Source organism: Nocardioides sp. Z30_9 (assembly GCF_058215735.1).
In genome coordinates, this window is sequence record NZ_JBZAJF010000001.1 from 1,559,190 (window position 1) to 1,584,196 (window position 25,007).

At 70.5% G+C, this 25,007-nt stretch carries 19 protein-coding genes; 8 read left to right on the forward strand and 11 right to left on the reverse strand.

Features of this window, described 5'->3' with window-relative positions; translation table 11 throughout:
• Positions 1-5 precede the first annotated feature (5 nt).
• Positions 6-1,082 (reverse strand): ABC transporter substrate-binding protein, encoded by a 1,077-nt coding sequence (locus AC4BGB_RS07540; protein ID WP_490546163.1) that lies wholly within the window; start codon positions 1,080-1,082, stop codon positions 6-8.
• A gap of 148 nt (positions 1,083-1,230) precedes the next feature.
• Between AC4BGB_RS07540 and AC4BGB_RS07545 the strand changes: the two genes are divergently transcribed.
• Positions 1,231-2,280, forward strand: coding sequence for a LacI family DNA-binding transcriptional regulator (locus tag AC4BGB_RS07545; RefSeq protein ID WP_490546164.1), 1,050 nt, complete (start codon positions 1,231-1,233; stop codon positions 2,278-2,280).
• A complete protein-coding gene (locus AC4BGB_RS07550) occupies positions 2,277-3,779 on the forward strand; it encodes an FGGY-family carbohydrate kinase (RefSeq protein ID WP_490546165.1) in 1,503 nt (500 codons plus the stop codon). The genes AC4BGB_RS07545 and AC4BGB_RS07550 overlap by 4 nt, the downstream gene beginning before the upstream one ends.
• A gap of 22 nt (positions 3,780-3,801) precedes the next feature.
• On the opposite strand, the gene AC4BGB_RS07555 is transcribed toward AC4BGB_RS07550, so the two are convergent.
• The 4 genes from AC4BGB_RS07555 to AC4BGB_RS07570 all read right to left on the reverse strand — a co-directional run bounded on the left by AC4BGB_RS07555 (position 3,802) and on the right by AC4BGB_RS07570 (position 10,353).
• On the reverse strand, positions 3,802-5,073 hold the full coding sequence (locus AC4BGB_RS07555) for a cytochrome P450 (RefSeq protein WP_490546166.1): 1,272 nt from the start codon (positions 5,071-5,073) through the stop codon (positions 3,802-3,804).
• Between the two features lie 126 nt (positions 5,074-5,199).
• On the reverse strand, positions 5,200-6,771 hold the full coding sequence (gene guaA / locus AC4BGB_RS07560) for a glutamine-hydrolyzing GMP synthase (protein WP_490546167.1): 1,572 nt from the start codon (positions 6,769-6,771) through the stop codon (positions 5,200-5,202).
• A gap of 235 nt (positions 6,772-7,006) precedes the next feature.
• Complete coding sequence (locus AC4BGB_RS07565; RefSeq protein ID WP_490546168.1) at positions 7,007-8,737, reverse strand: GMC oxidoreductase; 1,731 nt, start codon at positions 8,735-8,737, stop codon at positions 7,007-7,009.
• Positions 8,734-10,353: a succinic semialdehyde dehydrogenase gene (locus AC4BGB_RS07570; protein ID WP_490546169.1), complete on the reverse strand. Its 1,620-nt coding sequence runs from the start codon at positions 10,351-10,353 to the stop codon at positions 8,734-8,736. The genes AC4BGB_RS07565 and AC4BGB_RS07570 overlap by 4 nt, the downstream gene beginning before the upstream one ends.
• A 184-nt stretch (positions 10,354-10,537) precedes the next feature.
• Between AC4BGB_RS07570 and AC4BGB_RS07575 the strand changes: the two genes are divergently transcribed.
• A complete protein-coding gene (locus AC4BGB_RS07575) occupies positions 10,538-13,432 on the forward strand; it encodes a metallophosphoesterase (RefSeq protein WP_490546170.1) in 2,895 nt (964 codons plus the stop codon).
• Positions 13,433-13,591: 159 nt separating this feature from the next.
• Positions 13,592-15,148 (forward strand): glycoside hydrolase family 16 protein, encoded by a 1,557-nt coding sequence (locus AC4BGB_RS07580; RefSeq protein WP_490546171.1) that lies wholly within the window; start codon positions 13,592-13,594, stop codon positions 15,146-15,148.
• Positions 15,149-15,158: 10 nt separating this feature from the next.
• Here the strand turns inward: AC4BGB_RS07580 and AC4BGB_RS07585 are convergent, their stop codons facing one another.
• From AC4BGB_RS07585 to AC4BGB_RS07595, 3 genes are read right to left on the reverse strand one after another with little or no spacing between them, the layout of a single operon-like run.
• On the reverse strand, positions 15,159-16,055 hold the full coding sequence (locus AC4BGB_RS07585; RefSeq protein WP_490546172.1) for a hypothetical protein: 897 nt from the start codon (positions 16,053-16,055) through the stop codon (positions 15,159-15,161).
• Entirely contained in the window at positions 16,052-17,221 is a 1,170-nt protein-coding gene (locus AC4BGB_RS07590) for a Gfo/Idh/MocA family protein (protein ID WP_490546173.1), read from the reverse strand. Before AC4BGB_RS07590 ends, AC4BGB_RS07585 begins: the two co-directional genes overlap by 4 nt.
• A complete protein-coding gene (locus AC4BGB_RS07595; protein ID WP_490546174.1) occupies positions 17,218-17,934 on the reverse strand; it encodes a Wzz/FepE/Etk N-terminal domain-containing protein in 717 nt (238 codons plus the stop codon). Before AC4BGB_RS07595 ends, AC4BGB_RS07590 begins: the two co-directional genes overlap by 4 nt.
• Positions 17,935-18,042: 108 nt before the next feature.
• Between AC4BGB_RS07595 and AC4BGB_RS07600 the strand changes: the two genes are divergently transcribed.
• From AC4BGB_RS07600 to AC4BGB_RS07615, 4 genes are read left to right on the forward strand one after another with little or no spacing between them, the layout of a single operon-like run.
• On the forward strand, positions 18,043-18,957 hold the full coding sequence (locus AC4BGB_RS07600) for a glycosyltransferase family 2 protein (RefSeq protein ID WP_490546175.1): 915 nt from the start codon (positions 18,043-18,045) through the stop codon (positions 18,955-18,957).
• Entirely contained in the window at positions 18,958-19,407 is a 450-nt protein-coding gene (locus AC4BGB_RS07605) for a UDP-N-acetylglucosamine--LPS N-acetylglucosamine transferase (protein WP_490546176.1), read from the forward strand.
• Entirely contained in the window at positions 19,404-19,982 is a 579-nt protein-coding gene (locus tag AC4BGB_RS07610) for a glycosyltransferase (RefSeq protein WP_490546177.1), read from the forward strand. Before AC4BGB_RS07605 ends, AC4BGB_RS07610 begins: the two co-directional genes overlap by 4 nt.
• Positions 19,983-19,989: 7 nt before the next feature.
• Positions 19,990-21,330 (forward strand): phenylacetate--CoA ligase family protein, encoded by a 1,341-nt coding sequence (locus AC4BGB_RS07615; protein WP_490546178.1) that lies wholly within the window; start codon positions 19,990-19,992, stop codon positions 21,328-21,330.
• Here AC4BGB_RS07615 and AC4BGB_RS07620 read toward each other — a convergent pair.
• The 3 genes from AC4BGB_RS07620 to AC4BGB_RS07630 are packed head-to-tail and all read right to left on the reverse strand — an operon-like array spanning position 21,316 to position 24,976.
• Complete coding sequence (locus AC4BGB_RS07620; RefSeq protein ID WP_490546179.1) at positions 21,316-22,839, reverse strand: MATE family efflux transporter; 1,524 nt, start codon at positions 22,837-22,839, stop codon at positions 21,316-21,318. The genes AC4BGB_RS07615 and AC4BGB_RS07620 overlap by 15 nt on opposite strands.
• Positions 22,836-24,203: a hypothetical protein gene (locus AC4BGB_RS07625; RefSeq protein WP_490546180.1), complete on the reverse strand. Its 1,368-nt coding sequence runs from the start codon at positions 24,201-24,203 to the stop codon at positions 22,836-22,838. The genes AC4BGB_RS07620 and AC4BGB_RS07625 overlap by 4 nt, the downstream gene beginning before the upstream one ends.
• Positions 24,200-24,976 carry a CDP-alcohol phosphatidyltransferase family protein gene (locus AC4BGB_RS07630; RefSeq protein ID WP_490546181.1) on the reverse strand — a complete coding sequence of 259 codons (777 nt, stop codon included), beginning with the start codon at positions 24,974-24,976 and terminating at the stop codon, positions 24,200-24,202. Before AC4BGB_RS07630 ends, AC4BGB_RS07625 begins: the two co-directional genes overlap by 4 nt.
• Positions 24,977-25,007 lie beyond the last annotated feature (31 nt).

The following is a 25,007-nucleotide window of genomic DNA, read 5'->3' on the forward strand; positions in this document are numbered from 1 at the left end:
GTGGATCAGGAGATGCCGAGCTTGGCGCAGGCTGCGGCGTACTCCTTGGTGCACAGCTCCTTGGCCGTGTTGATCTTCTTGTCGATGATCTCGGCCTTGAAGTTCTCCGCGGTCACCAGCGTGGGCTCGTAGAGCTTGGTCGGGGAGCCGAACAGCTCCTCGGGAGAATCGGGCTTGTCACCGTTGATGAAGTCGGCGACGACCTCGGCCGCGGCTCCACCGACGATCTCGCTCGGCTTGCTGATGGTGTTGTACTGGTCACCGGAGATGATCAGCTGGAGGCCCGCGACGGTGGCGTCGTTGCCGCTCACCGGAGGGTTGGGGTTCATCCCGGCGGCCTTGAACGCAGCGATCGTGCCGCCGGCGGTGCCGTCGTTGGCAGCGACCACGCCGACGATCTTCTTGCCGAAGCGAGCGATCTGGCCGGCCACCCACTTCTGGGCGTTCTCGGGCTTCCAGTCGATGGTGTCGTACTCCGCCAGGACCTTCAGGCCACTGCCGTCGACGCCGTTGTGGATGCCCTTCTTGATCAGGCCGGCGGCCGCGTCGGTGGGCGAGCCGTTGACGATCAGGATCCCGGAGCCGGCCGGGACGGGAGCGGTCTTGACCTTCTCGACCAGCGAGGTGGCGATCTGCTCGCCGAGCGCCTCGTTGTCGAAGGAGACGTAGAAGTCCACCTTCGCGTCCGGGATCGGACGGTCGTAGGCGATCACCTTCACGCCCTTGGCGTGGGCCGCGTTGACCATGGTCACCGCCGCGGCGGAGTCGACCGGGTCGAGCACGATCGCCTTGGCGCCCTGCGCCAGCGCGGAGTTGAACTGCTGCTGCTGCTTGTTGGCGTCGCCGTCAGCGTTGTTGTAGAGCGGGGTGCAGTCGTCGCACAGCTCCTTGAGCCTCTTCTCGAAGCCCGGGCGGTCGTGCAGCTCGTAGCGCGTCGAGCCGGTGTCCGGCATCAGGAAGGCCACCTTGGTGGACCCCGATCCCCCGCTGCCACCGTCGTCGCTGCCGCATGCAGCGGCCGTCCCGGCGAGCAGCAGAACGCCTGCTGCCGCAAGGGCCTTCCGTGCGAAATGCCTTGCCATGGTGAGTCTCCCTCGGTGAGTTGTGCCGGCCTCGCGATCACCTTGACCCCGATTTTGAATCGTGTCAAAACTTGCCGGTCCGGCGATGCTAGGGTCCGGCTTGAAACGTGTCAACCATCACAGCCTCGGCCCACGAACCGGAGATCCCATGGACAGCGAGCGCCGCGTCGGCATCAAGGACGTGGCCCGGCACGCCGGCGTCTCGCAGGGCACCGTCTCCAACGTGCTGAACCATCCCGACCGGGTGAGCGGTCCCCGCCGGGAGGCGGTGGAGCAGGCCATCGAGAAGCTCGGCTACGTCCGCCACGAAGCTGCGCGGCACCTGCGTGCCGGGTCCTCCACCACGATCGGGCTGCTGCTGCTGGACGCCTGGAACCCCGGCTTCATCGACATCGCGCGCGGGGTCGAGGACACCACCACCGACCACGGCTGGACCGTGCTGATCTCCAACAGCGCCCGTGACAGCGAGCGGGAGAACGCCTACCTGCGGCTGTTCTCCGAGCGCCGCGTGGCGGGGTTGATCGTGGTCCCCCACGACCGGTTCGCCGAGGGGCTGCACCAGGTCCGGGCGATCGGCCTGCCGGTCGTGGTGGTGGACCGCGACGAGAGCGGCGAGCCCGGCATGTCGGTCGCCGTGGACGACATCGCGGGCGGGGAGCTCGCCGCGCGGCACCTGATCGAGCTCGGGCACCGGCACCTCGGGTTCGTCGGCGACGAGGAGTCCGCCGGCCCGGTGCACGAGCGGCTGGCCGGAGTCCGCAAGGCGGTCGCCGACTCGGCGTACGACGTGCGGCTCGACGTGCTGCCCGCGGACCTCAGTGCGGACGCCGGACGCGTGGTGGGCGACCAGCTGGCCGCGATGCCGCCCCTGGAGCGGCCCACGGCCCTGACCGCGGCGATCGACCTGCTCGCCTTCGGGGTCCTCCAGTCGCTGCTGCAGCACGGCATCCGCGTGCCCGACGACATCTCGCTGATGGGGTACGACGACATCCCGTTCTCCCGCCAGCTCTCGGTGCCCCTCTCGACCGTGCGCCGACCCCACTACGAGATGGGCGTGGCGGCTGCTGAGATGCTCACCGAGACACTGGCTGGTGACCCGCGCGAGGAGCGGCACGTGGTCTTCGAGCCCGAGCTGGTCGTGCGGGACTCGACCACCAGCCCTGCGAGCAGACGACCGGAGACGAGGACGAGACGATGAGCGAGCTGCTGCTGGGGATCGACCTCGGGACCGCGAGCAGCAAGGCCGTGCTGACCACGCCGGACGGCCAGATCGTGGCCACCGCCGTACGCCCCCGGCCGCGCAGCGTGCTGATGCCGTTCCCGGGCCACAACGAGGTCGACGCGGAGGCCGTGTGGTGGGGCGACGTCGTCTCGCTGACCAGGGAGCTGACGCAGGCCGCCGCCGGGCGCAGGATCGCCGCGCTCTGCGTGAGCGGCGTCGGCCCGTGCCTGCTGCTCGGCGACGACGACGCGAACCCGGTGCGCCCCGCGATCCTCTACGGGATCGACTCGCGCGCGACCGCGGAGATCGCGGAGCTCGACCGGCGCCTGGGCAGCGAGGAGGTGCTGCGCCGCTGCGGCACCCCGCTGACCACGCAGGCCGTCGGCCCCAAGGCACTGTGGCTGCAGCGGCACGAGCCCGACGCCTGGGCCCGGGCCACCCGGTGGTTCAACTCCAGCTCGTTCGTGGTGCAGCGCCTCAGCGGCGAGTACGTCCTGGACCACCACACCGCGAGCCAGTCGGTGCCGCTCTACGACATCGAGGCCAACACCTGGAACGACGACTGGTACGACGAGGTGATGGGCTCGATGGCGCGCCCCCGTCTCGTCTGGTCCACGGAGATCGTGGGCTCGGTGACCGAGGCCGCCGCGGCCGAGACCGGTCTCGCAGCGGGCACGCCGGTGTGCGCCGGCACCGTGGACGCCTGGGCCGAGGCGTTCAGCGGCGGGGTGCGGTCGCCGGGTGACCTGATGCTGATGTACGGCTCCACGATGTTCTTCGTCCAGGAGCTCGCCGACTTCGCCCGGCACCCCCAGCTGTGGAACACGATGGGGGTCGCCCCCGGCAGCAAGTGCCTGGCAGCGGGCATGTCCACCTCGGGAAGCCTCACCGGGTGGGTGCAGAGCCTGGTCGGCGACGTCCCGTTCGGGACCTTGGTGGAGGAGGCGGCCGCCGTACCCGCCGGGTCCGACGGGCTGCTCCTGCTGCCCTACTTCGCGGGCGAGCGGACCCCGATCTTCGACCACCACGCGCGCGGCGTGCTCGCCGGGCTCACCCTGCGCCACCAGCGCGGGCACATCTTCCGCGCGGTCTACGAGGGCATCGCCTTCGGGATCCGGCAGATCCTCGAGCTGCTCGACACCGAGACCAACCCGGTCACCCGGCTGGTCGCCGTCGGCGGCGGCACCCAGGGCCGGTTGTGGACCCAGGTGGTCAGCGACATCACCGGCCGCGAGCAGGAGGTGCCGGAGCAGACGATCGGCGCCAGCTACGGCGACGCCCTGATGGCCGCGATCGGCAGCGGCCTCGTGCCCGCGGAGACCGACTGGGCCAAGGTGGCCGACGTGATCGAGCCCGACCCGGCGGTCAAGCCGCTCTACGACGAGCTCTACGGCCTGTACTCCTCGCTGTACCCCGCCACCCGCGAGCACGCCCACGCACTGGCGAGGATCCAGGAGCTCGGCTCCCAGAAGTGACCGGAGCTGGGCTCCCAGGGGCTCAGCCGAGCAGCACCGGCACCGACTCCACGCCGTAGACGATGCTGAGCATCCGGTAGTCGAGGTCCTCGGAGGGGACCGCGAGCCGCATGTCGGGGAACCGCTTCGCCAGCGCGGGGAAGGCCATCTTCAGCTCCATCCGGGCGAGCTCGGCGCCCACGCAGCGGTGGAAGCCGTAGCCGAACGCGAGGTGGGAGGTGGTGGCCCGGTCGAGGTCGATGTGGTCGCCCGTCGTCGACCGGGGATCGCGGTTGGCGGCCGGGAGCGAGCAGACGATGACCGACCCCTCGGTGATGCGCTTGCCGCCGATCTCCACGTCACGCTTGACGAAGCGCGGGAACGCGACCTGGACCACGGAGAGCTGGCGCAGCAGCTCGTCCACGATCGGGCCGACGCTGGTGGGGTCGTCGACGAGGCTCTTCCACAGCTCGCGGTTCTCCAGCAGCACGGCGGTGCCGAGCGCCAGCATCGAGGCGCTGGTCTCCAGTCCCCCGGTGAACACCCCGTCGGCCAGGCCCCCGAGGTCGAAGTCGTTGATCTCGTCGCCGTGCTCGCGCACGATCTGGCCGATCAGGCCCGGGCCGGGGTTGAGCCGCTGGCGGCTCGCCTCCGCCAGGAGGAACTCGCGGGAGCCGCCGATCGCACCGATCGAGCTCTGCGCACCCTTGGAGATGTCGAAGCGTGCCGTTGCCAGCCTGCTGAACGTCTCCCGCTCCTCGTCGGGCAGGCCGAGGAGGTCGCAGATCACCAGGAACGGGATCGGGAACGCGAACGTCGGCACGAGGTCGACCTGACGTCCCTGCTCCCCCGCCGTCTCGATCTCGGAGACCTGCCTCTCCACGATGGAGGCGATGCCCGGCCGGATCCGCTCGAGGCGGCGCATCGTGAACTCCGGGGTGAGCAGGCGACGCAGCCGGGTGTGGTCCGGGGGGTCGGTGAAGCCGAGGCCGCCGAAGTCGCCGTCGGTCACGGACCCGCGACGGCCCATGTAGGGCCGGATGTCCGTGGAGTACGACGTGGCGTCGGAGAGCACCTCGCGGGACTCGGCGTCCCCGGTGACCAGCCACACGTCGAGCCCCATCACGGAGACGAGCTTCTGGACCGGGTCCTCGTCGCGCATGGCGCTCAGCCGCGGGCTCGGGGACATCACGTCGCGGCGCAGCGGCCACGACAACGAGTCCGGGACCTTCTCCATCCGGGAGAGGTCGATCCCTCCGGCGCGTGCGACCAGCCGCTGGCGCACGGCCTTCTTCACCGACATCATCAAGCTCATCCCACACCCCCTCGCACCAAACGTCTGACTGTGAAGTCTACGAAGTCCCCGGCTCGGCAGCCATCAGGAACACCCCCGTGGACCCCCCTGGTCCTGGCCGGGGAGGGGCCGGGGTCCACCCCGGCGCTACTCCCACTCGATGGTGCCCGGGGGCTTGCTGGTGATGTCCAGGGCGACCCGGTTGACCTCGCGGACCTCGTTGGTGATCCGCGTCGAGATCGTCTCGAGCACCTCGTAGGGCACCCGCGCCCAGTCGGCGGTCATCGCGTCCTCGGAGGTCACCGGGCGCAGCACGATCGGGTGGCCGTAGGTGCGTCCGTCACCCTGTACGCCGACCGAGCGGATGTCGGCGAGGAGCACCACCGGGAACTGCCAGATGTCGCGGTCCAGTCCGGAGCGGGTCAGCTCCTCGCGCGCGATCGCGTCGGCCTCGCGGAGGATGTCGAGCCGCTCGCGGTCGACCGATCCGATGATCCGGATGGCCAGGCCCGGCCCGGGGAACGGGTGCCGCCAGACGATCTCCGCCGGGAGCCCCAGCTGCTCACCGACGAGGCGGACCTCGTCCTTGAACAGCGTGCGCAGTGGCTCGACCAGCTCGAACTCCAGGTCGTCGGGCAGTCCGCCCACGTTGTGGTGCGACTTGATGTTGGAGGTGCCCGCGCCACCGCCGGACTCGACGACGTCGGGGTACAGGGTGCCCTGGACCAGGTAGGCGACCTTGGTCCCCTCCTCGGCCATCGACTTCGCGAGCACGTCGGCCTCGGCGGCCTCGAAGACCCGGATGAACTCCCGGCCGATGATCTTGCGCTTCTCCTCGGGGTCGCTGACCCCCTCGAGCGCGTCGAGGAAGCGCTTCTCCGCGTCCACGACGTGGAGGTCCACGCCGGTCGCGGCCACGAAGTCGCGCTCGACCTGCTCGGCCTCGCCCTTGCGCAGCAGCCCGTGGTCGACGAACACACAGGTCAGCCGGTCCCCGATCGCGCGCTGTACGACGGCCGCGGCCACCGCGGAGTCGACCCCGCCGGAGAGGCCGCAGATCGCCCGGCCGGAGTCGCCGAGCTGCTCGCGGATCCGCTCGATCTGCTCCTCGACGATGTTGACCATCGTCCAGGTCGGCCGGCAGCCGGCGATGTCGAGCAGGAAGTGCTCGAGCACCCGCTGGCCGTGCTCGGAGTGCAGCACCTCGGGGTGCCACTGGACGCCGGCGAGGCGTCGCTCGGTGTTCTCGAACGCCGCGACCGGGGTGGCCGCGGTCTGCGCGAGCACCTCGAAGCCCTCGGGTGCGCGTCGCACGGAGTCGCCGTGCGACATCCAGACGCGGTGCTGGGCCGGGATGTCGGCGAGCAGGGTGCCGGGAGTGGTGACCTCCACCGGCGTACGCCCGAACTCGGAGACGCCGGTGCGGGCGACCTCGCCGCCGAGCACCTGGGCCATCGCCTGGAAGCCGTAGCACATGCCGAACACCGGGACCTCCGCCTCGAAGAGGTCGGCGTCCACGTGGGGGGCGCCCGGGGAGTACACGGAGGAGGGCCCACCGGAGAGGATGATCGCGGCGGGCTTGCGGGCCAGCATCTCCGCGACGGGCATGGAGTGCGGGACGATCTCGGAGTAGACCTTGGCCTCACGTACCCGGCGAGCGATCAGCTGGGCGTACTGGGCTCCGAAGTCGACGACGAGAACGAGGTCGTGGTCGCTCAAGTTGGGCCCTTTCAGCGGAGATTTTCGTTCCTCTGAGTCTGTCAGAGAAAAATCTGGGATTCCGCGCGGGGGCGCATAACCCGATCGGGCAGGTGTCGTTGGTCCGAGCAGATCCGGTGTGACTGCTCCCTCCCAGGCCGGGTCGAACTGGTCCGCCCCCGCGTGGATCTCCCAGGGTCCGACCACCTCCCTCCCCGGTCGGGCCCTGGGTTCGTTTCCGGCTGCTGGAGCCGCGTCAGCTCACGCTCACGATCGGGAGCCGCAGCGCCGCAGGAGCCGTCTCGGGAACCGCCGGGTGGTTCGGGGCCACCGGGGTGAGCCGCTCGTAGTCCTCACCGATGGCCGGGCGCGGGTCCGGCTCGCCCTTGTTCGGCCACAGCGACATCGCCCGCTCGGCCTGCGCGGTGATCGTCAGCGACGGGTTCACGCCGAGGTTGGCCGAGATCGCGGAACCGTCCGCGACGTGCAGCCCCTCGTAGCCGTAGATCCGCTGGTAGGGGTCGACGACGCCGTTCTCGGGGCTGGTGCCGATCACGCAGCCACCGATGAAGTGGGCGGTCATCGGCATGTTGAACGGCTCGCCGATGGAGCCGCCCGCCGTACCGCCCATGATCGAGGCCATCTTGCGGACCACCTGGTTGGCGATCGGGATCCAGGTCGGGTTGGGGGTGCCGTGGCCCTGGCGCGAGGTCAGCCGCCACTTCTTGGTGCCCGGGATCGGCTTGGCGTAGGTGGTGATCGAGTTGTCCAGGGTCTGCATCACCAACGCGATGATCGTGCGCTCGGACCAGTGCTTGACGTCGTAGAGGTTGGCGACGTTCCTGCGTTCGCGCCACAGCTCCTTGAGCCAGGTCTGCCACCGGGGGGTGGGGCCGTCGCCGTCGGTGAGCACCGTCTGGATCAGGGCCATGAAGTTGCTGCCCTTGCCGTAGCGCACCGGCTCCACGTGGGTGTCCCCGTCGGGGTGGAACGAGGAGGTGATCGCGATGCCGTAGCTGTAGTCGATCGAGGTGTCCGGCGCGATCGCCCCGAGGATCGACTCGGAGTTGGTCCGCGACAGGAACCCCAGCCGGTCCGAGAGCTTCGGCAGGTGCCCCTCGGCCTTCATCCGGTGCAGCAGCTTCTGGGTGCCGATGGCCGCGGCGGCGAAGACGACCTGCTCGGCGGTGATGGTCTTCGTCGAGCCCGGGGTGGAGCGCTTGGCCTTGGTGAACTTCAGGTCGAGCTCGTAGCCACCCTCGGCGCCCGGCCGGACCCGCCTGACCGTGGTCAGCGGCATCACCTTCGCCCCGCGCTGCTCGGCGAGGTAGAGGTAGTTCTTCACCAGGGTGTTCTTGGCGTTGTACTTGCACCCGACCATGCAGTCGCCGCAGGCGATGCAGGTGTTGCGGTCCGGGCCCTCACCACCGAAGTAGGGGTCGGCCACCCGCTCGCCCCGGCGAGAGTCGGGCTCGCCGAAGAACACCCCGACCGGGGTGGGGTGGAAGGTGTCGCCCACGCCGAGATCGTTGGCGACCTTCTCCATCACGTCGTCGGCGGGGGTGCGCAGCGGGTTCTCCACCACTCCCAGCATCCGCTTCGCCTGGTCGTAGTACGGCGCCAGCTCGGCCTTCCAGTCCGTGATGTCGCGCCACTGGGCGTCGTTGTAGAACTGCTCGAGCGGCTCGTAGAGCGTGTTCGCGTAGACCAGCGACCCACCGCCGACACCGGCGCCGGCCATGATCAGCGAGTCCCGGACGGCCTCGATGCGCTGGATCCCGTAGCAGCCGATCTCGGGCCGGAACAGGTACTTCTTCACCTCGAAGGAGGTCTTGGCGTAGTCCTCGTCCTCGAAGCGGGCACCGGCCTCGATCACCGCGACCTTGTAGCCCTTCTCGACCAGGCGCAGCGCGCTGACCGATCCCCCGAACCCGGATCCGACGATGATGACGTCGTAGTCGAACCCTGATCCCGTGTCGGTGCTCATGCGCGTCCCAGCTTCTTCATGAGGCGCAGGTTAGCGTTCATCACCTTCGCGTAGGCCTGGTCGTTCATCCCCAGCATCGGGCCGAACCTGATCAGCTTCTGCACCGCCACCGACTGGGTCTCGGTGTAGCGCAGGATGCCCTCGGCGCCCTGTCGCCGGCCCATGCCGGACTTGCGCATCCCACCCATCGGGGCGTCGATGCTCGCGAAGGTGGCTCCGAAGGCCTCGTTGATGTTCACGGTGCCGCACTTGACCTGCCTGGCGATGATCCGCGCACGCCGGGTGTCGCGGCTGTAGATGGAGGCGTTCAGGCCGTACTCACCCGCGTTCGCGCGCGAGATGGCGTCGGCCTCGTCGTGGAACCGGTAGAGCGCGATCACGGGACCGAAGGTCTCGTCCCCGAAGCAGGTCATCTCCGGGGTCACGCCCTCGAGGATGGTGGGCTCGTAGAAGTAGGGCCCGAGGTCGGGTCGCGCCCGCCCGCCGGCGAGCACCGTGGCGCCCTTGGCCACGGCGTCCTCGACGTGGGCGGTGACGGTGTCGAGCTGGTCCTGGCTGATCAGCGAGCCCATGTCGGAGCCCCACTCGAGGCCGGGGCGCAGCGTCATCGCGCGCACGCGCTCGACGAACTTGTCGCGGAACCGGTCGTAGACCTGGTCGGCCACGAACATCCGCTCCATGGAGACACACAGCTGGCCGGCGTTGGAGAAGCTGGCCCGCACCGCACCCTCGGCAGCCCGGTCGAGGTCGGCGTCGCGCAGCACCAGGATCGGGTTCTTGCCGCCGAGCTCCAGCGAGCAGCCGATGAGCTGCTCGGCGCACTGCTGGGCGATGATCTTGCCCGTGGCCGTCGAGCCGGTGAAGCAGATGTAGTCGGAGCGCTCGATCATCGGTCCACCGAGCTCACGCCCTGGACCCGCGACGACGTTCCACAGCCCTGCCGGGAACCCGGCCTCCTCCAGCAGCTGCGCGGCCAGCAGCGCGCTCAGCATCGTCTGGGCGTCGGGCTTGGTGACCACCGCGTTGCCCGCGAGCAGCGCGGGAAGGCCGTCGCACAGCGCCATCGTGAACGGGTAGTTCCACGGCGAGATGATCCCCACGACGCCCTTGGGCACGTGGTTGACCTCGACGCGGGTCAGCCCGGGGACCACGCCGAGCTTGCGCTCGGTGCCGAGGTGCTGGTCGGCGGTGCGTGCGTAGTAGCGCGCGGTGAGCGCGATGTGCAGCGGCTCGTCGAAGGCGTGCTTGCGGGCCTTGCCCGACTCCCAGCAGATCAGGTCGATGATCTCGTCCTGGCGGTCCAGGACGAGGTCGTGGAGCCGCAGGAGCAGGGCGGAGCGGTGCTCCAGGCTGGTGCGTGCCCAGGCCTGCTGGGCGATCCTGGCCCGGTCGTAGGCCGCGCGCACGTCCGCCTCGCTGGACTGCGGGATCATCGCGAGCGGCTGTCCGGTCACCGGCGAGTACGCCGGGACGGCCTCCCCCGTGGTGGACACGACCCGCTGGGTCAGGCTCCGGGCATACCCGGGGTCCAGGGCGTACGACGCCGTGGGGTCGTGCTCGGGATCGGCGGGGCCGACCTGCTGGCGGGCGGACGAGGGCTCGGGCTGGGCAGTCATGCCGGGCAGCCTAGACTCGGCAGTAACTTTACACAATGGCTTGCGATGTAAAGACCGCCGCTTGAACCGCTAGACCACCTCCCCCACCTCCCTTCCGCCCGGCGCCCCCCGGTGTCAGACTCCGGGTTCTCCAGGGGGGTCCTCATTGCGTGCAGCCTGCTTCACCCTTGCGCTCGGATGCCTCGTGGCGACCGGCCTCACCAGCCCCGGCACCTCGGTGGCCGCGCCTCCGGCGGCCTCGGTGTCCCCGGCACTGGCGGACCAACAGGAACCCGCAGCCCCCTTCACGCTCGCCGTCATCCCCGACACCCAGGGCTACACCGTCGACGACACCCGGGCCGCGACCATGCACGCACAGACGCAGTGGGTGGTCGACCACTCGGAGGAGCTGGGCATCGAGTTCACGGTGCAGCTCGGCGATCTGGTGGAGACCTGGAACGACACGACCATGTGGCGCAGGGTGAGCTCGGCGTTCGAGACCCTCGACCAGAACGCGATCCCCTACTCCGTGCTCCCGGGCAACCACGACCTCAACGCGAGCACCGGCCTCGCCCAGTACTACGACCAGTTCTTCCCACCCTCGAGGTTCAGCGGCGCCGCCTGGAACACCGCCGAGAAGCGGTACGGCGGCTACCTGGGCTCGAACACCTTCGGCCCGGACCCCGCGAACCGCCGCAACATGAACAACTTCTCGCTGTTCAGCGCCGGCGGCCTCGACTGGGTCGTGATCAACCTCGAGTTCGAGTCCCCGACCGACAGCCTGCAGTGGGCCCAGCGGGTCCTCGACGCCCACCCGGACCGCAGGGCCATCCTGGTCACCCACGGCTTCGTGGACACCGCAGGTGCGCGCAACAACCTCAAGGTGCGGACCGGCGCCGAGATCTCGTCATCGAACCGCGTCTGGAACGACCTGGTCCACAAGAACTGCAACGTGGCACTGGTGATCAACGGCCACTACCACGACGGCGATCTCGGCGAGGCCCGTCGCAGTGACCCGAACGCCTGCGGGACACCCGTCCACCAGCTCCTCTCGGACTACCAGAGCCGGCCCAACGGAGGGGACGGCTGGCTGCGGTACTACACCTTCGACCCCGCCCACGACCGGATCGACGCCTTCACCTACTCACCGACCAGGCGGGAGTTCGAGACCGACGCGTCCAGCCGCTTCTCCCTCGACTACGACATGACGCCGGACCCCGACACGCGCACCGAGGTCGTGGTCCCGGGCGGAACCCCCTGGCGCTACCGCAACGCGACGGGCGCCTGGCCCAAGGACTGGGACCAGCCGGCGTACGACGACTCCTCCTGGCCCTCGGCGCGGGGACCGCTGGGCTTCAACGCGGGCATGCTGGCCACCAGCATCGACCTGGGCCCTCCGACCTCGAACCGGGCACGCGGCATGCTCTTCCGGCGAGGCTTCGCGCTCGACCGGCCCGAGGAGGTGACCAGCCTGCGACTGGTGACGAAGGCCGACGACGGCCTGGTCGTCCGGGTCAACGGACAGGAGGTCGGTCGCGCGAACATGCCTGCCGGTGCGGTGGACGCCACCACCTACGCCAGCGCCGCGCCACGCTCGATGGCCGCCACGACGGCCACCTACGAGGTCCCACTCGCGCTCCTGCGCCCGAGCGGCAACGTGATCGCGGCCTCCACCCACCTCAACTACCTCGGCACCACCGACGCCCACTTCGACCTGGTCGCGGTCGCGCGACGCGGGAGCGTCGCGGCGCCCCCCACGACACCGCAACCGCAACCGGTCACCCTGGTCGATGGCAGCGGCACCTGGCGATGGCGGTTCAGCCCAGACCCCTGGCCGGCCTCGTGGACCACGCCTGCCCTCGACGACTCGAGCTGGCGAACGGGAGCGGCCCCCCTGGGCTTCGGCACCACGGTCGCCACGAACATCGACGTGCCCGCCCCCACCAGCAACCGGCCGCGCAGCGCCCTGTTCCGCCGGACCTTCGTCATCGACGACCCCGCGCTGTACTCCGGTCTTCGACTGAGGAGCCGGGCTGACGACGGGGTGGCGATCTGGGTCAACGGCACCGAGGTCAACCGCACCAGACTGCCCGCGGGTGCGTTGTCCAACGCCAGCTACGCGACGGCCGCGGTGTCCACGGCCACCGCGGTCGGCACCCCCGTGGACGTCAGCGTCCCGGCCTCCCTGCTGCGTGCAGGGACCAACGTCGTCACCGCCGCCACCGTACTGAACTACCGGGGCACGCCGAACGCGTCCTTCACCGCGGAGCTCACCGCACTGCGGACACCCCCGCCGACAGCCCCTCTCGTTCCGGCCAGGCCGCAGGTGAGCGTGCGCGCCACGACGGCAGGCTCCGTGACCCTGGACTGGGCTCCCGGGGACGCCGTTCCGGTCACGGGGTGGGTGCTGCAGCGAACCGGGGCACCGGCGCTGGAGCTTCCCGGAGGCGCCAGGAGCCACGCGGACTCCGGGCTGGCTGCCCAGACGACGTACTCCTACACCCTGACGGCACGTAACGGCACCGCCTCCTCACCCCCGGTCACGGTCACGGCCACCACCCCCCGACCGGCCACGGCGACACCGGTGACCCTGGTGCCCACCGGTTCGCCCTGGAGACATCTCTACTCCTCGACCTGGCCGGCCGGATGGACCGCCACCGGCTTCGACGACACCGCCTGGGGCCGCGGCACGGCACCGCTGGGCTTCGGGTCCCCGACCATCGCCACGAACGTGGACGTTCCCGCGCCTACCTCGAACCGTCCGCGCAGCGTCCTGCTGCGGCACAGCTTCGAGGTCACCGACCCCGAGAAGCTCTCCGGGTCCCGGATCAGCACCCGGGCCGACGACGGCGTGGTGGTCTTCGTCAACGGCGTCGAGCTCGGCCGGAGCAACGTCGTCGCGGGCGCCGTCGGTCCCACGACGTACGCGACCGCCGCTCCGAGCACCAGCCGGGCGTTGGGCGCCGAGGTACGTTGGGAAGTGCCCCCCACGATGTTGCGAGTGGGCACCAACACGATCGCCGCACTTGTCCTGGTGAACTACCGAGCGACACCCGATCTGAGCTTCGACCTGTCGCTGACCGCCCAGTCGGTCAACTGAACCGTTCTGGAGTGCGGGATCTTTAATCCCGGTATGTCCGTTTTGCCTACTTCTAGGTGAATTAGACATTATTGTCACTTCATGACGACTTCGCCCCCCGCAGGTGGCTCGGCTTCCGCCCGACCCCACTCGGCGCTCTCGCGTCTACGAGTGGGCGTCGTGCTCGCTCTGCCCCTGGTCCTCGCGCCCGTGGCCCTCCAGGGCCCCGCACCCGCCAACGCGAGCGCCAGCACCTCGACCCTCTCTTCGGCCACGCGCATGGTGCAGACCGTCGCCCAGCGCAACGGGACCTTCGAGCGCGGCGCCCAGGGCTGGGCCGCGACGAAGACCCGACCCAAGCGGCTGGTCGCCGCCCGGGTCGGCGTCGCGCGCAGTCGCGCCGCGGTGCTCAAGGTGACCCCGCGCCGGGGAACCGTGCTGTCCAACAACCCGAACGCGGCGCAGGGCGTCCGGAGCAGCGACGTCTACCACGTCTCGGCCTGGGTCCGCACGACCCGGCCCGGGATCGGCGTACGCCTCTCGGCACGCCAGGTCAGCGGCAAGGGCACGCTCGTCTCGCGCACCGCCGGTCACCGGTCGGCCAACCGTTCCTGGCGCCTGCTCCGGACGACCCTGGCCGCCGCCCCCGGCGGTGGCTCGATCGACGTCCGTGTCCACGCACTGCCCGGGCCCCGCGGCCGCGTGGTCGTCGACAACATCAACCTCGTGCGGTCGCGCGCCGTGACCCAGGCCGTGTACGTGCCGGTCAGGCCGCCCACCCCGGCGCCGACCACCCCGCCCGTCTCCGGTCCGGTGAAGCCGCCGACCACACCGCCGGTCAAGCCGCCCACGACCCCGGCACCGACTACGCCGCCCGTGACCCCTCCGGTCACCCCGCCGCCGACCACGCCGCCGTCGTCGGCACCGGCGAGCTGGGGCGAGCCCACCTGGCGCGACGAGTTCAACGGGACCGCGATCGACCCCAAGAAGTGGAACGTCCGCACGCAGAGCAACCTCGGCCTGACCATCGACAGTGCCATCCCCGACGCCGGCCAGGTCGACGTCGAGGGAGGCCTGCTGCACCTGCGGGGCGACTGGCTGCCGAACGCGCCCCAGACACGTGCCGCCTCCGCGACCGGGGTCAAGATCCTCACCCACAAGACCGGCTACATCGACCAGCGCGGACTCCGCTCCGGGGACGTGTCCCTCGCACAGCGGTACGGCCGCTGGGAGATCCGCGCCAAGACGCCGACCGGCACCAACACCCTGGGCGCCCTGGCCGCGTTCTGGCTGCGCAACGGCAACAGCGGCGAGATCGACATGATGGAGGCCTGGGGCTACGGCACCGACTTCCCCAGCTCCGGCAAGGCGCTGAAGGACACCGCCAAGACGACCGTGTTCACCAACACCAACACGACGTCCTCCCTGGTCGCACAGGTGCGGCACCGGGAGTTCGGGGTGACCAGCAAGCCCTGGGAGGGGTTCCACAACTACGCCTTCGAGCTGCTGCCCGACAGCGCGGCGATGTACGTCGACGGCAAGAAGATCTGGAGCGTCACCCCCGCCACGCTGCCCGCCCTGTGGGGCCCGTCGTTCCAGACTCCACTGCACATGCGCCTGAACCTGCACGTGGGGCCCTCGGCCGCCTACTGGGGACTGCCCGACGCGGCCAACAAGCACCTGACGAAGCCGCTGGACTTCCAGGTCGACTACGTCCGGGTCTACGGAGCCAGCTGATCGCTCGGGTTCAGCCGCGAGCGGCCGAGGCCTCCGGCCAGGCCGCCGCGGCGACCTCGACGGTGTTGGCGATGTTCGCCCGGCTCGAGGCGCCGAAGACGACGCTGCGGATGTTCGGGAAGCCGGCGACCCACTCGAAGGCCTCCTGCGGTCGCACCGCGCCCGAGGCGTAGACCGACATGGCGATGGCCCTGAACTCGCGGTTCGCCAGCGCGTCGCGGTAGGCCTCGAAGCCGCCGCTCATCCGGAACCCGATCTTGTTCATGTTGGCGCACACGATCGGGTTCTCGATGCCGACCTGGTCGAGCTTGTCGAGCAGGAGCGGCAGGTTCATCGTGATGAAACCCGGCTCCGCGTCGTACTTCTCGCGCACGTGGCGGGCGAAGACGCTGAAGGCCTCGTCGAAGCCGAGCCCGAGCAGCAGGTCGACGACGACGTTCTGCAGGAAGACGACTGGCGTGGAGACGCCCTCGAACATGCTCATCTCGGCGTCGATCAGCATCGTCATCAGCTGGGAGACGTCCTTGGAGGCGAGCGCGGCGCCGCCCTTGAGGGCAGTGCCCACCAGGCTCGTCTCCGGCAGGAAGGCACGCACCGCACCGATCATCCCGAGCTCGGTCACCGCGTTCGCGTACTTGTGGGCGTAGGGCATGCACGGGTAGAAGCGGAAGTCGGCGTAGCGCGCCGGCTCGGCCCGCACCCGGTCCACGACCTCGGCGATCCGCTCGTGGGTGGTGCACATGAAGGTGCGCACGCCCTCGTCGTACGCCGCGTCGATCACGCTCATGATCGCGTCGGTGTCCTGGAAGCGCATCGACTGGGCGCGTGCCTTCTCCTCGGACATGTGGTTCACGCCGAAGAACTGGTTGTCCCCGAACAGGAGGCGGTCCATCTGGTGCTCGCTCATCGTGCCCGTCCCTTCACGCGGTGGCGGAGTTGGCGCAACGACGAGACCAGCCGTCGTGCGGCCGAGCCTCGAGACGTCGAACGCAGGGGCGGCTGTGGCCCCTGGGAGCCCGGCTGGAGCGAGGTGCCCGGAGCCTGGGAGTCGGTCAGCATCAGGTCCATCACCCGGTCAGTGATGGAGGCGGACGCGAAGGTGTTCAGGCCCGGGGGCCGGGTCTCGGGCAGCGTGCCGCGGGCCGACTGCACGAAGTAGTCGATCTCGGCGGAGTACTCCTCGCCGCGCAGGTAGAACCAGACCGGTTCGGTGAGGTCCGTGGTGTAGCGGACGTTCCAGCCCTGCCGGTAGCCGTCGGGGACCTCGGCTGCCTCGGTGAGGTAGACCTGGCACTCCTGGCGGTCGACGGTGATGCGGCCGTGCGTGCCCCACAGGGTCACCTTGGTCGACATCTTGCGGTAGGACTCGTCGGACCAGTTCACCGAGAGCTGGGCGCTGCACCCGTCGGCGTAGTCGATGGTCGAGTAGACGGCGTCCTCGGTGTCGGCGGAGAAGATGTGGGCCAGCACTGTGCCGCGGACCGACGTGGGCTCGCCGAGGTACCACGCGAGCAGGTCCAGCGGGTGGGCCGCGTAGTCGTAGAGCGCACCCCCACCCTGGTCGCGACGGGTCCTCCACGTGCTGCCCTTGGGTCGCAGCACGACCGGGCCGTAGGCCTCCGCCAGAGCGTGGGTGACCTTGCCGATCGCGCCCAGGTCGAGGAGGCGCCGGGCCTCGGCGAACGCGGCGACGAAGCGGTTGTGGTAGCCGACCTGGGTGCACAGGCCACGTTCGGCCGCCAAGGCGGCCAGCTCCTCGGACTCGGCGCCGCTGAGCGTGAGGGGCTTCTCGCAGAACACGTGCTTGCCCTGCTCGAGGGCCGCCTTGACCATGGAGAAGTGCGCCGTGGTCGGCGTCGCGATCACGAGGGCGTCGACCTCCGGGTCGGAGACCAGCTTCGCGTAGTCGCCGAGCCCGCGGATCCCGGTGTACTTGCCGAGGATGTCGAGCAGGTAGCCGTTGGAGTCGCACATGGCCGCGAGCTCCACGTCGGGGTGGGCCCCCAGCAGGGACAGGTGGGACAGGCCCATCTTGCCGACGCCGACGACGCCGACTCTCAGCTTTGCGCTCATGCTCGTCGACCGAACCGCAAGCGCACGGTGGCTGCGTAGAACCCGATCAGCGCTCCCGCTGCCAGGCCTCCGGCCACCCACACGAGGAGCCCGGGGGTGGAGGGGCTCGACGGCGCCTCCGCCTCGGACAGCACCCGGCCCGGCGACCCCAGGGTCTCGCGGGCGTCGTCATAGGAGGCGTTCAGGCTGGCGAGCCGCGCCTCGAGGACGGTCCGGTCGGCCGGGACCGTGGTCTCGGCGACCTCCTTCTTGAGGTCGGCAATCTCGGTGGACAGGAGCGCGACCTCGCGCTGCTGGCGACCACCGTTCTCGTTGGCCCGGTCCTCGAGGTAGGCCTTGGCGACGGCGTTCGCCGCGGCGGCGGCACGGTCCGCGTCGTCGGCGCTGACGCTGACCTGCAGCACGTCCGCACCCCGCGGGACGTTGACCGAGACCGAGTCCTTGAGCTCGCTGAGCTTCCAGCGGGACAGGTCCTTGACGGCCTCACGCAGCACTCCGGTGGAGCGCGCGATCGTCGCCTGGGTCTCCATGTTCGGCGAGCTCGAGTCGTCCAGGGTCGCAACCTCGACCGTCGTCGTGGCCTCGTAGGTGGTGGGCAGCAGGAAGCCGACCGCCGCCGCGACCAGGGCGCAGGCTGCGGCAGAAATCGCGATCAGGGTCCATCCGCCCCGCAGCACGCGCAGGAGGTTGACGAACGGCGCGTCCTCGGACAAACGGACTCCTATGTCATGGAACAAATCAAAAGGGCCGCTCCAAGAGCCGACCCAAGGCACACTAGGATAAACGACCCCGGCGCCGGATACTGAACAAAGGGCCATTACGTGACGCTTCATCCGGCTGTTTCAGCCGTTGTCCCGACTCACAACCGTCCCGAGCTGATGCGTCGCGCCGTCGAGAGTGTCCTGAACCAGGACTACCCCGGCCCGATCGAGGTCGTCATCGTCTTCGACGCGTGCCCCGAGGTCGCCCCCGACGTCGAGATCCCCGAGGGGCGCACGCTGCGCACCGTGACCAACCAACGCAGCCGCGGCCTCGCCGGCGCCCGCAACACCGGCATCGAGACCGCGAGCCACGACTTCGTCGCCTTCCTCGACGACGACGACTACTGGCTGCCGGGCAAGCTCGAGGCGCAGATGGCCAGGTTCGCCGAGTCGCCCCAGCCGGTGCTCGTCGGCACCGCGATGATGGTCGACGACGGCACCCGCCAGTACGAGCGGCTCGTGCCGCTGGAGGACATCCGGCACGCGGACCTGCTGCGCGACCGGATGGCCGGGCTGCACTCGAGCACGTTCGTCTTCCCCAAGCAGACGCTGTACGACATCGGCCTCGTCGACGAGCAGCTGCCCGGCAGCTACGGCGAGGACTTCGACCTGCTGCTGCGTACGGCGAAGCTCGGCCGGATCGCGGTGGTCAACCGACCGCTGGTCAACGTCACGTGGGGCGGCCAGTCCTACTTCTTCGGCAAGTGGTCGCTCTACGCCGACGGCCTGACCTACCTGCTCGAGACGCACCCCGAGTTCCGCCAGGACCGGACGGCGTACGGCAAGATCCAGTCGCAGATCGCGTTCTCCCGGGTGGCCGCGGAGGAACGCCGGACCGGTCGCACCTGGGCGCTCAAGGCGCTTCGGACCGACCCGCGGCAGATCAGGGCATGGCTGGCACTGGGCATCAGCCTGCGGCTGCTGTCCACCGGCTGGGTCGTGCGGACCGTGCAGCGGATGGGCAAGGGCATCTGAATGCGGCTGCTGATCACCTGCTCCGGGGGCGGACATCTCGCCCAGGCCTGGGCGCTGCGGCCGTGGTGGGAGCAGTTCGAGCGCACCTGGGTGACCTTCCCGACCGAGGACGCCCGCACCCGGTTGCGCGGTGAGCACGTGATCGAGTGCCACTACCCCACGGTGCGGCACCTGCCGAACCTCGTCCGCAACACCAGGCTCGCCAGGAAGGTCCTCGACGAGGTGCGCCCGGACCTGGTCCTGAGCACCGGCGCGGCGATCTCGGTCCCGTTCTTCGCCCAGGCCCGGCACTTCGGCGCCCGCACCGCCCACCTCGAGCCGATCGACCGGATCAACAACCCCTCGCTCAGCGGCCGGCTGCTGTACCCGTTCGCGGACCTGTTCATGGTGCAGTGGGACACGATGCAGTCGCTGCTTCCCGACGCCACCGACGTGGGCGTGGTGCTGTGAGCTTCTCGATCGTCGTCAGCGCCGGCACCTACCACTTCGGCTTCGACAGGCTGATGGGCTGGACCGAGTCGTGGCTGCGCCTGCACCCCGAGGTCGAGGCGACGGTCCAGCACGGCCAGAGCCGGCCTGTCGAGGGGGCCACGAACCACGAGATCATCGCCCACCCCGACCTGCTCGACCTCTACCGGGCCGCCTCCGTCGTGGTCCTCCAGGGCGGAGCCGGCGGCGTGATGGACGCCCGGGAGCTCGACATCGTGCCGATCGTGGTGCCCCGGATTCCCGTGGACAACGAGGTCGTCGACGACCACCAGATCGTCTTCGCCACCCGCTTGCGCGACCTCGGCATGGTCCACCTGGCCCAGTCGGAGGAAGAGCTGCACGCCGCCCTGGACCAGGCCCTGGCCGGCACGCTGCGGGTGCGCCCCGAGAAGTCCGACCCCTCCCCCGGCCCGGCAGCCGCCGCAGCGGCGCTGGACGCGCTGCTGGCCTCCCCCGTGCCCGCGGGTTCCTCGAGGCGCCGTCTGCGCCGGCTGACCACCCTGGTCGGGCGCCCCTCCTCGCGAGGCAGGAAGTAGGTCCGCGATGGCCTCACGCACGGCCAGGGTCGCCTTCGACCTGAAGACCCGCGCGGCGATGCGTTCGCAGCGCCGTGTGGCTGCCGCGCTCGAGGTCTCGGAGCGCCTGGACCCGGCCCTGCTGGTCCGGCAGCAGGCCAGTGAGTCGATGGCCCTGGCGCGGCACGCGTTCGACACCACCGAGCACTACCGAACCGCCATCACCGCAGCGGGCCTCGAGGCCGGTGACCTGACCGATCCCGGCAACTGGCGCCACCTCCCGGTCCTGGACAAGGCGACCCTGCGCACGGCGGGCCGCAGCCTCGTCTCCAGCGAGTGCCGGGACAAGGACCTGCTCCCCTCGGTGACCGGGGGCAGCACCGGTGAGCCGCTGACCGTGTACAACGACGCCCGGTCACCGGTCGCGCCGATGTGGTGGCGTCCCTACCGGTGGTGGGGCGTCTCCCCCGCCGACCACAGCGCCCTGATCTACCGGATGAAGCACTCCCGCCGCCAGGAGCTGCGCGAGCGGCTGGAGTGGTGGCCGACCCGGACGATCAAGCTCGACGCCCGCGGGACCACCCCCGAGGCGATGGATGCGTTCCTCGAGCGGTGGCGACAGGTGCGCCCACGCCTGCTCAACGGGTACGTCGGCGCGGTCCACGAGCTCGCCGCCCACGTCGCGGCCAGAGGCATCCAGGTCCCGCCGCCCGTGGCGATCGCGGTGACCGCCTCGATGCTGCACGCCACCCAGCGGCGCGAGATCGAGGAGGCGCTCGGCGCCCCTGTGCATGACTGCTACCGCTCGGCCGAGGTTCCCTGGATGGCCGCCCAGTGCGGCGAGCGCGACGGGCTGCACGTGATGGCGGACCTGCGCCGCATCGAGGTGCTCGACGCCCGGGGCGAGCCCGTCGCCCCGGGGACGACCGGCGACGTGGTGGTGACCGACCTGACCAACCACGCGTTCCCGATCATCCGCTACCGGATCGGCGACCGGGGGCGGCTCCGCGAAGATCTCTGCGCCTGCGGCAGGACCCTGCCCCTGATGGACCCCGTCGAGGGACGTGTCGTGGACGTGCTCAGGACGCCGTCGGGACGCACCCTTTCGGGCGGTCTCGGGACCCTGCTCACCCCGTGGTCGGGCACCTTGCGCAAGTTCCAGCTGCACCAGGCCGCGGACTTCAGCGTCGAGCTGCACTTCGTGGCGGCCGCGGAGGCCGGCAGCGAAGCCGTGGCCGCTGCCTGCGCCGAGGTGGTCGCCCAGCTGCGCGGGATGCTGGCGGACGAGGTGCCGGTGCAGGCCCGCCAGGTCGACGACATCGTGCACCAGGGCGGCAAGGTCCGCCTCGTCGTCTCAGCCCTTGCCTGACCCGGCGAGCACCTTGGCGCCCCTGAACTCGAGCCAGAAGGCCTCGAGTCCCAGCCGCGCGCGCAGCGCCCACGCCAGCGCCAGGTACACCGGTCCCAGCACCACCAGGTAGACGACGAGGTCCAGCACCTCGGTGCCCAGGACGAAGCGGAGCAACGCCCCGGCCACCCCGAACACGGCCAGGGGAAGCAGGCCTGCCCCGAGGAGCCGGTGCGGCGCGAGGTGCACCCCCATCCGCCCGTGCACCAGCCAGGCAGCGACGCAGGTGTCGAAGGCCACCACGAGGGCCCAGGTGACAGCGGCCCCGACGAGGCCGAACCTCGGCACCAGCAGCAGGTTACCGGCCAGGCTCAGCGCCAGGGCCGCGCCCTTGTTGTAGACCTGCCAGGTGCTGTTGCCGCCCATCAGCAGGATCGACTGCAGCATGCCGGTGCTGACCACGACCATCATCACCGCGCCGAGAAGCCCCACGACGAAGGCACCTTCGCGGAACCCCGGCCCGAACAGCCCCATCACCGCGGGGCCCATCACCACGAGCATCAGGTAGAACGGCCAGCTGATCAGCACCGCCGCCCGGGTGACCAGGGTGTGCAGCTCGCTCGCCTCGCGCAGCTCCCCTCGGGCCAGGAGTTGGGCGATCGTGGGTGCGGCAGCCACCCGGACCGCACGGTCGACGACCCGACCGGCCTGAACCGCCCGCGAGGCGACGGCATAGATGCCGGCCTCGCTGGGCGAGCGCACCGCCGCGACGATGAGCACGTCCACCCAGTCCAGGCCGAACTCGATGGCCACGCCCAGGGCCCGTGGCGCGGAGTACCTCCAGAACTCCCGCGCCGTCGGCCCGGCGTCCTGGCCCTCGCGGTCCCTGGTCCTCTTCAGGTCGCGGCGCAGCGGCACCACCAACCAGGCGAGCGTCACCAGCAGCCACAGCGGCACCGACGCCACCCAGGCGGCCAGCGTGACGTAGGTGCCCGCGCCCAGCAGGACCGCAAGGAAGACGCCGGCGAGGCGACTGGCAGGCACCGCGACGTCCTGGAGCAGGCTGAACGAGACGACGCCCCGCATCACCCGCACGGCGGTGTGCAGCACCCCCATCACGGCGGCCGCCGGCAGGAACCACGCGAGCAGCCGCAGGATGCGCTCCAGCGCGGCGGGGCTTCCCCCGGACATGACCTCGGCGATCGGCCCGGCCGCGAGGTGAAGCACGATCGCCACGACGACGGAGATCACCAGCACCGGCTGCACGGCCGTGCGGACCAACCGGCTCTCCCCGCCGACCTGGCCCAGGGCACGCCTGCGCGACAGCGCCCAGATCAGCCCGCTGCTGGTGCCGAGCCGCAGCACCGCGATCAGGATGGAGAAGACCGCGACGGCCTGGAAGAACAGGCCGGTACCGCTGGTCCCCAGCCCGCGGCCCACCGCCACCGCGACGAGCAGGGCACTGGCGGCCGAGAAGCTGGAGCCGACCAGGCTGACCGCCCCGGCCTTGAGGACACTCTCCCGGCTCACCCGTCCGGTCCGCCCGGTCGAGCCCGGGCGTCGCCCGTGTAGCGGTCGCGCAGCAGCCCCGCCACCAGGATCCCGAAGGGCACCAGCATCCGGTCCAGCCCGTAGTAGAGCGACATCACGCAGGTCGCGACCAGGGCCGCGCTGAGCCACACGTCAGCGCTCGAGCGCAGCTTCCAGGTGCGTACGACGACCCCGACCAGGAACCAGGCGAACAGCGCCATCCCCACGAACCCGAAGCAGAACATCATCGACCAGATGGCGCCCTGGGTCCCGACCGTGATCTCGCTGCTGAAGGACTCCCGGGGTGCGCCGTACCCCAGCACCGGCGACCCCAGCGCTCGTTGGAAGGTCTCCTGATAGAGCTGCATCCGGCCCTGGGAGGAGTTGCCGGTGGCCTCCCGCTCGAGGACGCTGGTCAGCAGCCCCATCCTGACCATGGCCACGGCCGAGACCAGGCCGAGACCGAGCACCGCGGCCGCGACGCGTGGCCGCCCGTTCGCGGCCGAACGCACCACCACCACGACCAGTGCCGCGCCGAGCGCGAGGATCATTCCCCGGTTGTTGGCTGCCACCGCGGGGGGGATGGTCAGCGCCAGCCCGACGAAGGTCAGGATCCGCGTCCTGCGGCTCCCGCTGTCGATCGCGGCCGCTATCGCGATCGGGATGAGCATCGACATCGCGGCGCCCCAGCCGTTGGTGAAGGAGAACGGTGCCGAGGGGCGCAGGAAGGGAGCGGCCGCCCCGTAGGGCGTCTGGATCTCTGCGAACTGGGGGAAGAACAGGCTGCGGACGTAGGGGTGCGAGGCCATGTCGGCGGGGAGCAGGTTCCCGACGGTGACCTTGAGCCGGCCGTAGGGCAGCAGCAGTCCCAGGTAGCCGCCCGCCAGCACCGCCACCCACATCGCGCTGAGTCCCTTGAGCAGCCGGGCCCGGGGAAGGTTCTCCGGAGCGTTCACCACGTAGACCATCAGCACGCCGACCGAGGCGAACTGCGAGAGCCGGACGACGTAGCCGAGCTCGTCGCCGGGCTCGAGCATCACGGCGCACGCGACCATCCAGGCCACCAGGGCCAGGAACGGCAGCACCCCGGGCACCACGTTGAGCGACCGGCGCAGCGTCAGGTAGAAGAGCAGCACGGGCATCAGCACGACCGAGCTCAACGGGAACAGCCCGGTCAGCCACCACAGCGGGACACCCCACAGCAGGCACAGGACGGGCCACGCCGGCAGGACGACCTCCGGCGTCGGCAGCAGGTCCTTGCCCCGTGGCGCCAGCAGCGGCCGGCGGTGCTTGGGAGCGCGCCGGGCCGGCGGCCCGGATGCTCCCCCGGCGGTCGGCACGGACGTGCCGGTGTCCACCGTCATCGATCAGCCTGCGAGGGGGCAGGGACCTTCCCGGGGCGACCGAGAGCACGCAGGGCGTCGTACTTGCGCCACAGCGAGAGGCAGGCGACGGCCACGGTGAACAGCAGCAGCGCGACGTAGGCGGAGACGAACACCGGCGCCCAGGGCAGGAGCAGCACCAGGAGGTAGAGGAACCCGACGTCGTAGGGGATCTTCACGAACGAGACCCAGGCCGGAGCCGAGGCGCCGGGCGCCGCGACCTGCTTGGGCAGCAGCCCGTCGGCGAGGATCTGGCCGAAGAACCACACCGAGGAGACGGTCGCGAACACGATCGCCGCGACGGGGGGCCAGGACTGCCCGAGGTCGCTGTGGAAGTACAGCGATGCCGCGATCGCCAGGTGGGTGAGCGGCTGGCGGATCGCGTCGACGACGTGGTCCAGGAACTCCCCCGAGGGACCCGAGGACCCCGAGAGCCGGGCCAGCTGCCCGTCCGCGGAGTCCAGGGCGTAGCCGAGCAGCAGGGCCAGCGAGCACCCGACGGCGACGGCCGGTGTGGGCGTTGCCAGGGCGATCACGCCCAGCCCGATCGCCGAGACCAGTCCGCCCAGCAGCGTGACCTGGTTGGGCGTCATGCCGGCGACGTGGGCCAGGGCCGCGAGACGTCGCCCGAGTCCCCGGTTGACCCAGCGGAGGTACGCCGGGACACCGGCCCCACTCTTCTGCGCCGCGGCCAGACGCGCTACAGCATCGCTGTAGCGGCTGGCCGCAGCGGCCTGTGCACCGCTCGAATCCATGCAGGTTCCCTCCCGACCTGCACGAGCCTAG

Bases quoted from the DNA above. Each gene is read 5' to 3' on its own strand.
- AC4BGB_RS07540 (WP_490546163.1), bottom strand. From the start codon at position 1,082: ATGGCAAGGCATTTCGCACGGAAGGCCCTTGCGGCAGCAGGCGTTCTG.
- AC4BGB_RS07545 (WP_490546164.1), top strand. From the start codon at position 1,231: ATGGACAGCGAGCGCCGCGTCGGCATCAAGGACGTGGCCCGGCACGCC.
- AC4BGB_RS07550 (WP_490546165.1), top strand. From the start codon at position 2,277: ATGAGCGAGCTGCTGCTGGGGATCGACCTCGGGACCGCGAGCAGCAAG.
- AC4BGB_RS07555 (WP_490546166.1), bottom strand. From the start codon at position 5,073: ATGAGCTTGATGATGTCGGTGAAGAAGGCCGTGCGCCAGCGGCTGGTC.
- AC4BGB_RS07565 (WP_490546168.1), bottom strand. From the start codon at position 8,737: ATGAGCACCGACACGGGATCAGGGTTCGACTACGACGTCATCATCGTC.
- AC4BGB_RS07570 (WP_490546169.1), bottom strand. From the start codon at position 10,353: ATGACTGCCCAGCCCGAGCCCTCGTCCGCCCGCCAGCAGGTCGGCCCC.
- AC4BGB_RS07585 (WP_490546172.1), bottom strand. From the start codon at position 16,055: ATGAGCGAGCACCAGATGGACCGCCTCCTGTTCGGGGACAACCAGTTC.
- AC4BGB_RS07590 (WP_490546173.1), bottom strand. From the start codon at position 17,221: ATGAGCGCAAAGCTGAGAGTCGGCGTCGTCGGCGTCGGCAAGATGGGC.
- AC4BGB_RS07605 (WP_490546176.1), top strand. From the start codon at position 18,958: ATGCGGCTGCTGATCACCTGCTCCGGGGGCGGACATCTCGCCCAGGCC.
- AC4BGB_RS07615 (WP_490546178.1), top strand. From the start codon at position 19,990: ATGGCCTCACGCACGGCCAGGGTCGCCTTCGACCTGAAGACCCGCGCG.
- AC4BGB_RS07625 (WP_490546180.1), bottom strand. From the start codon at position 24,203: ATGACGGTGGACACCGGCACGTCCGTGCCGACCGCCGGGGGAGCATCC.
- AC4BGB_RS07630 (WP_490546181.1), bottom strand. From the start codon at position 24,976: ATGGATTCGAGCGGTGCACAGGCCGCTGCGGCCAGCCGCTACAGCGAT.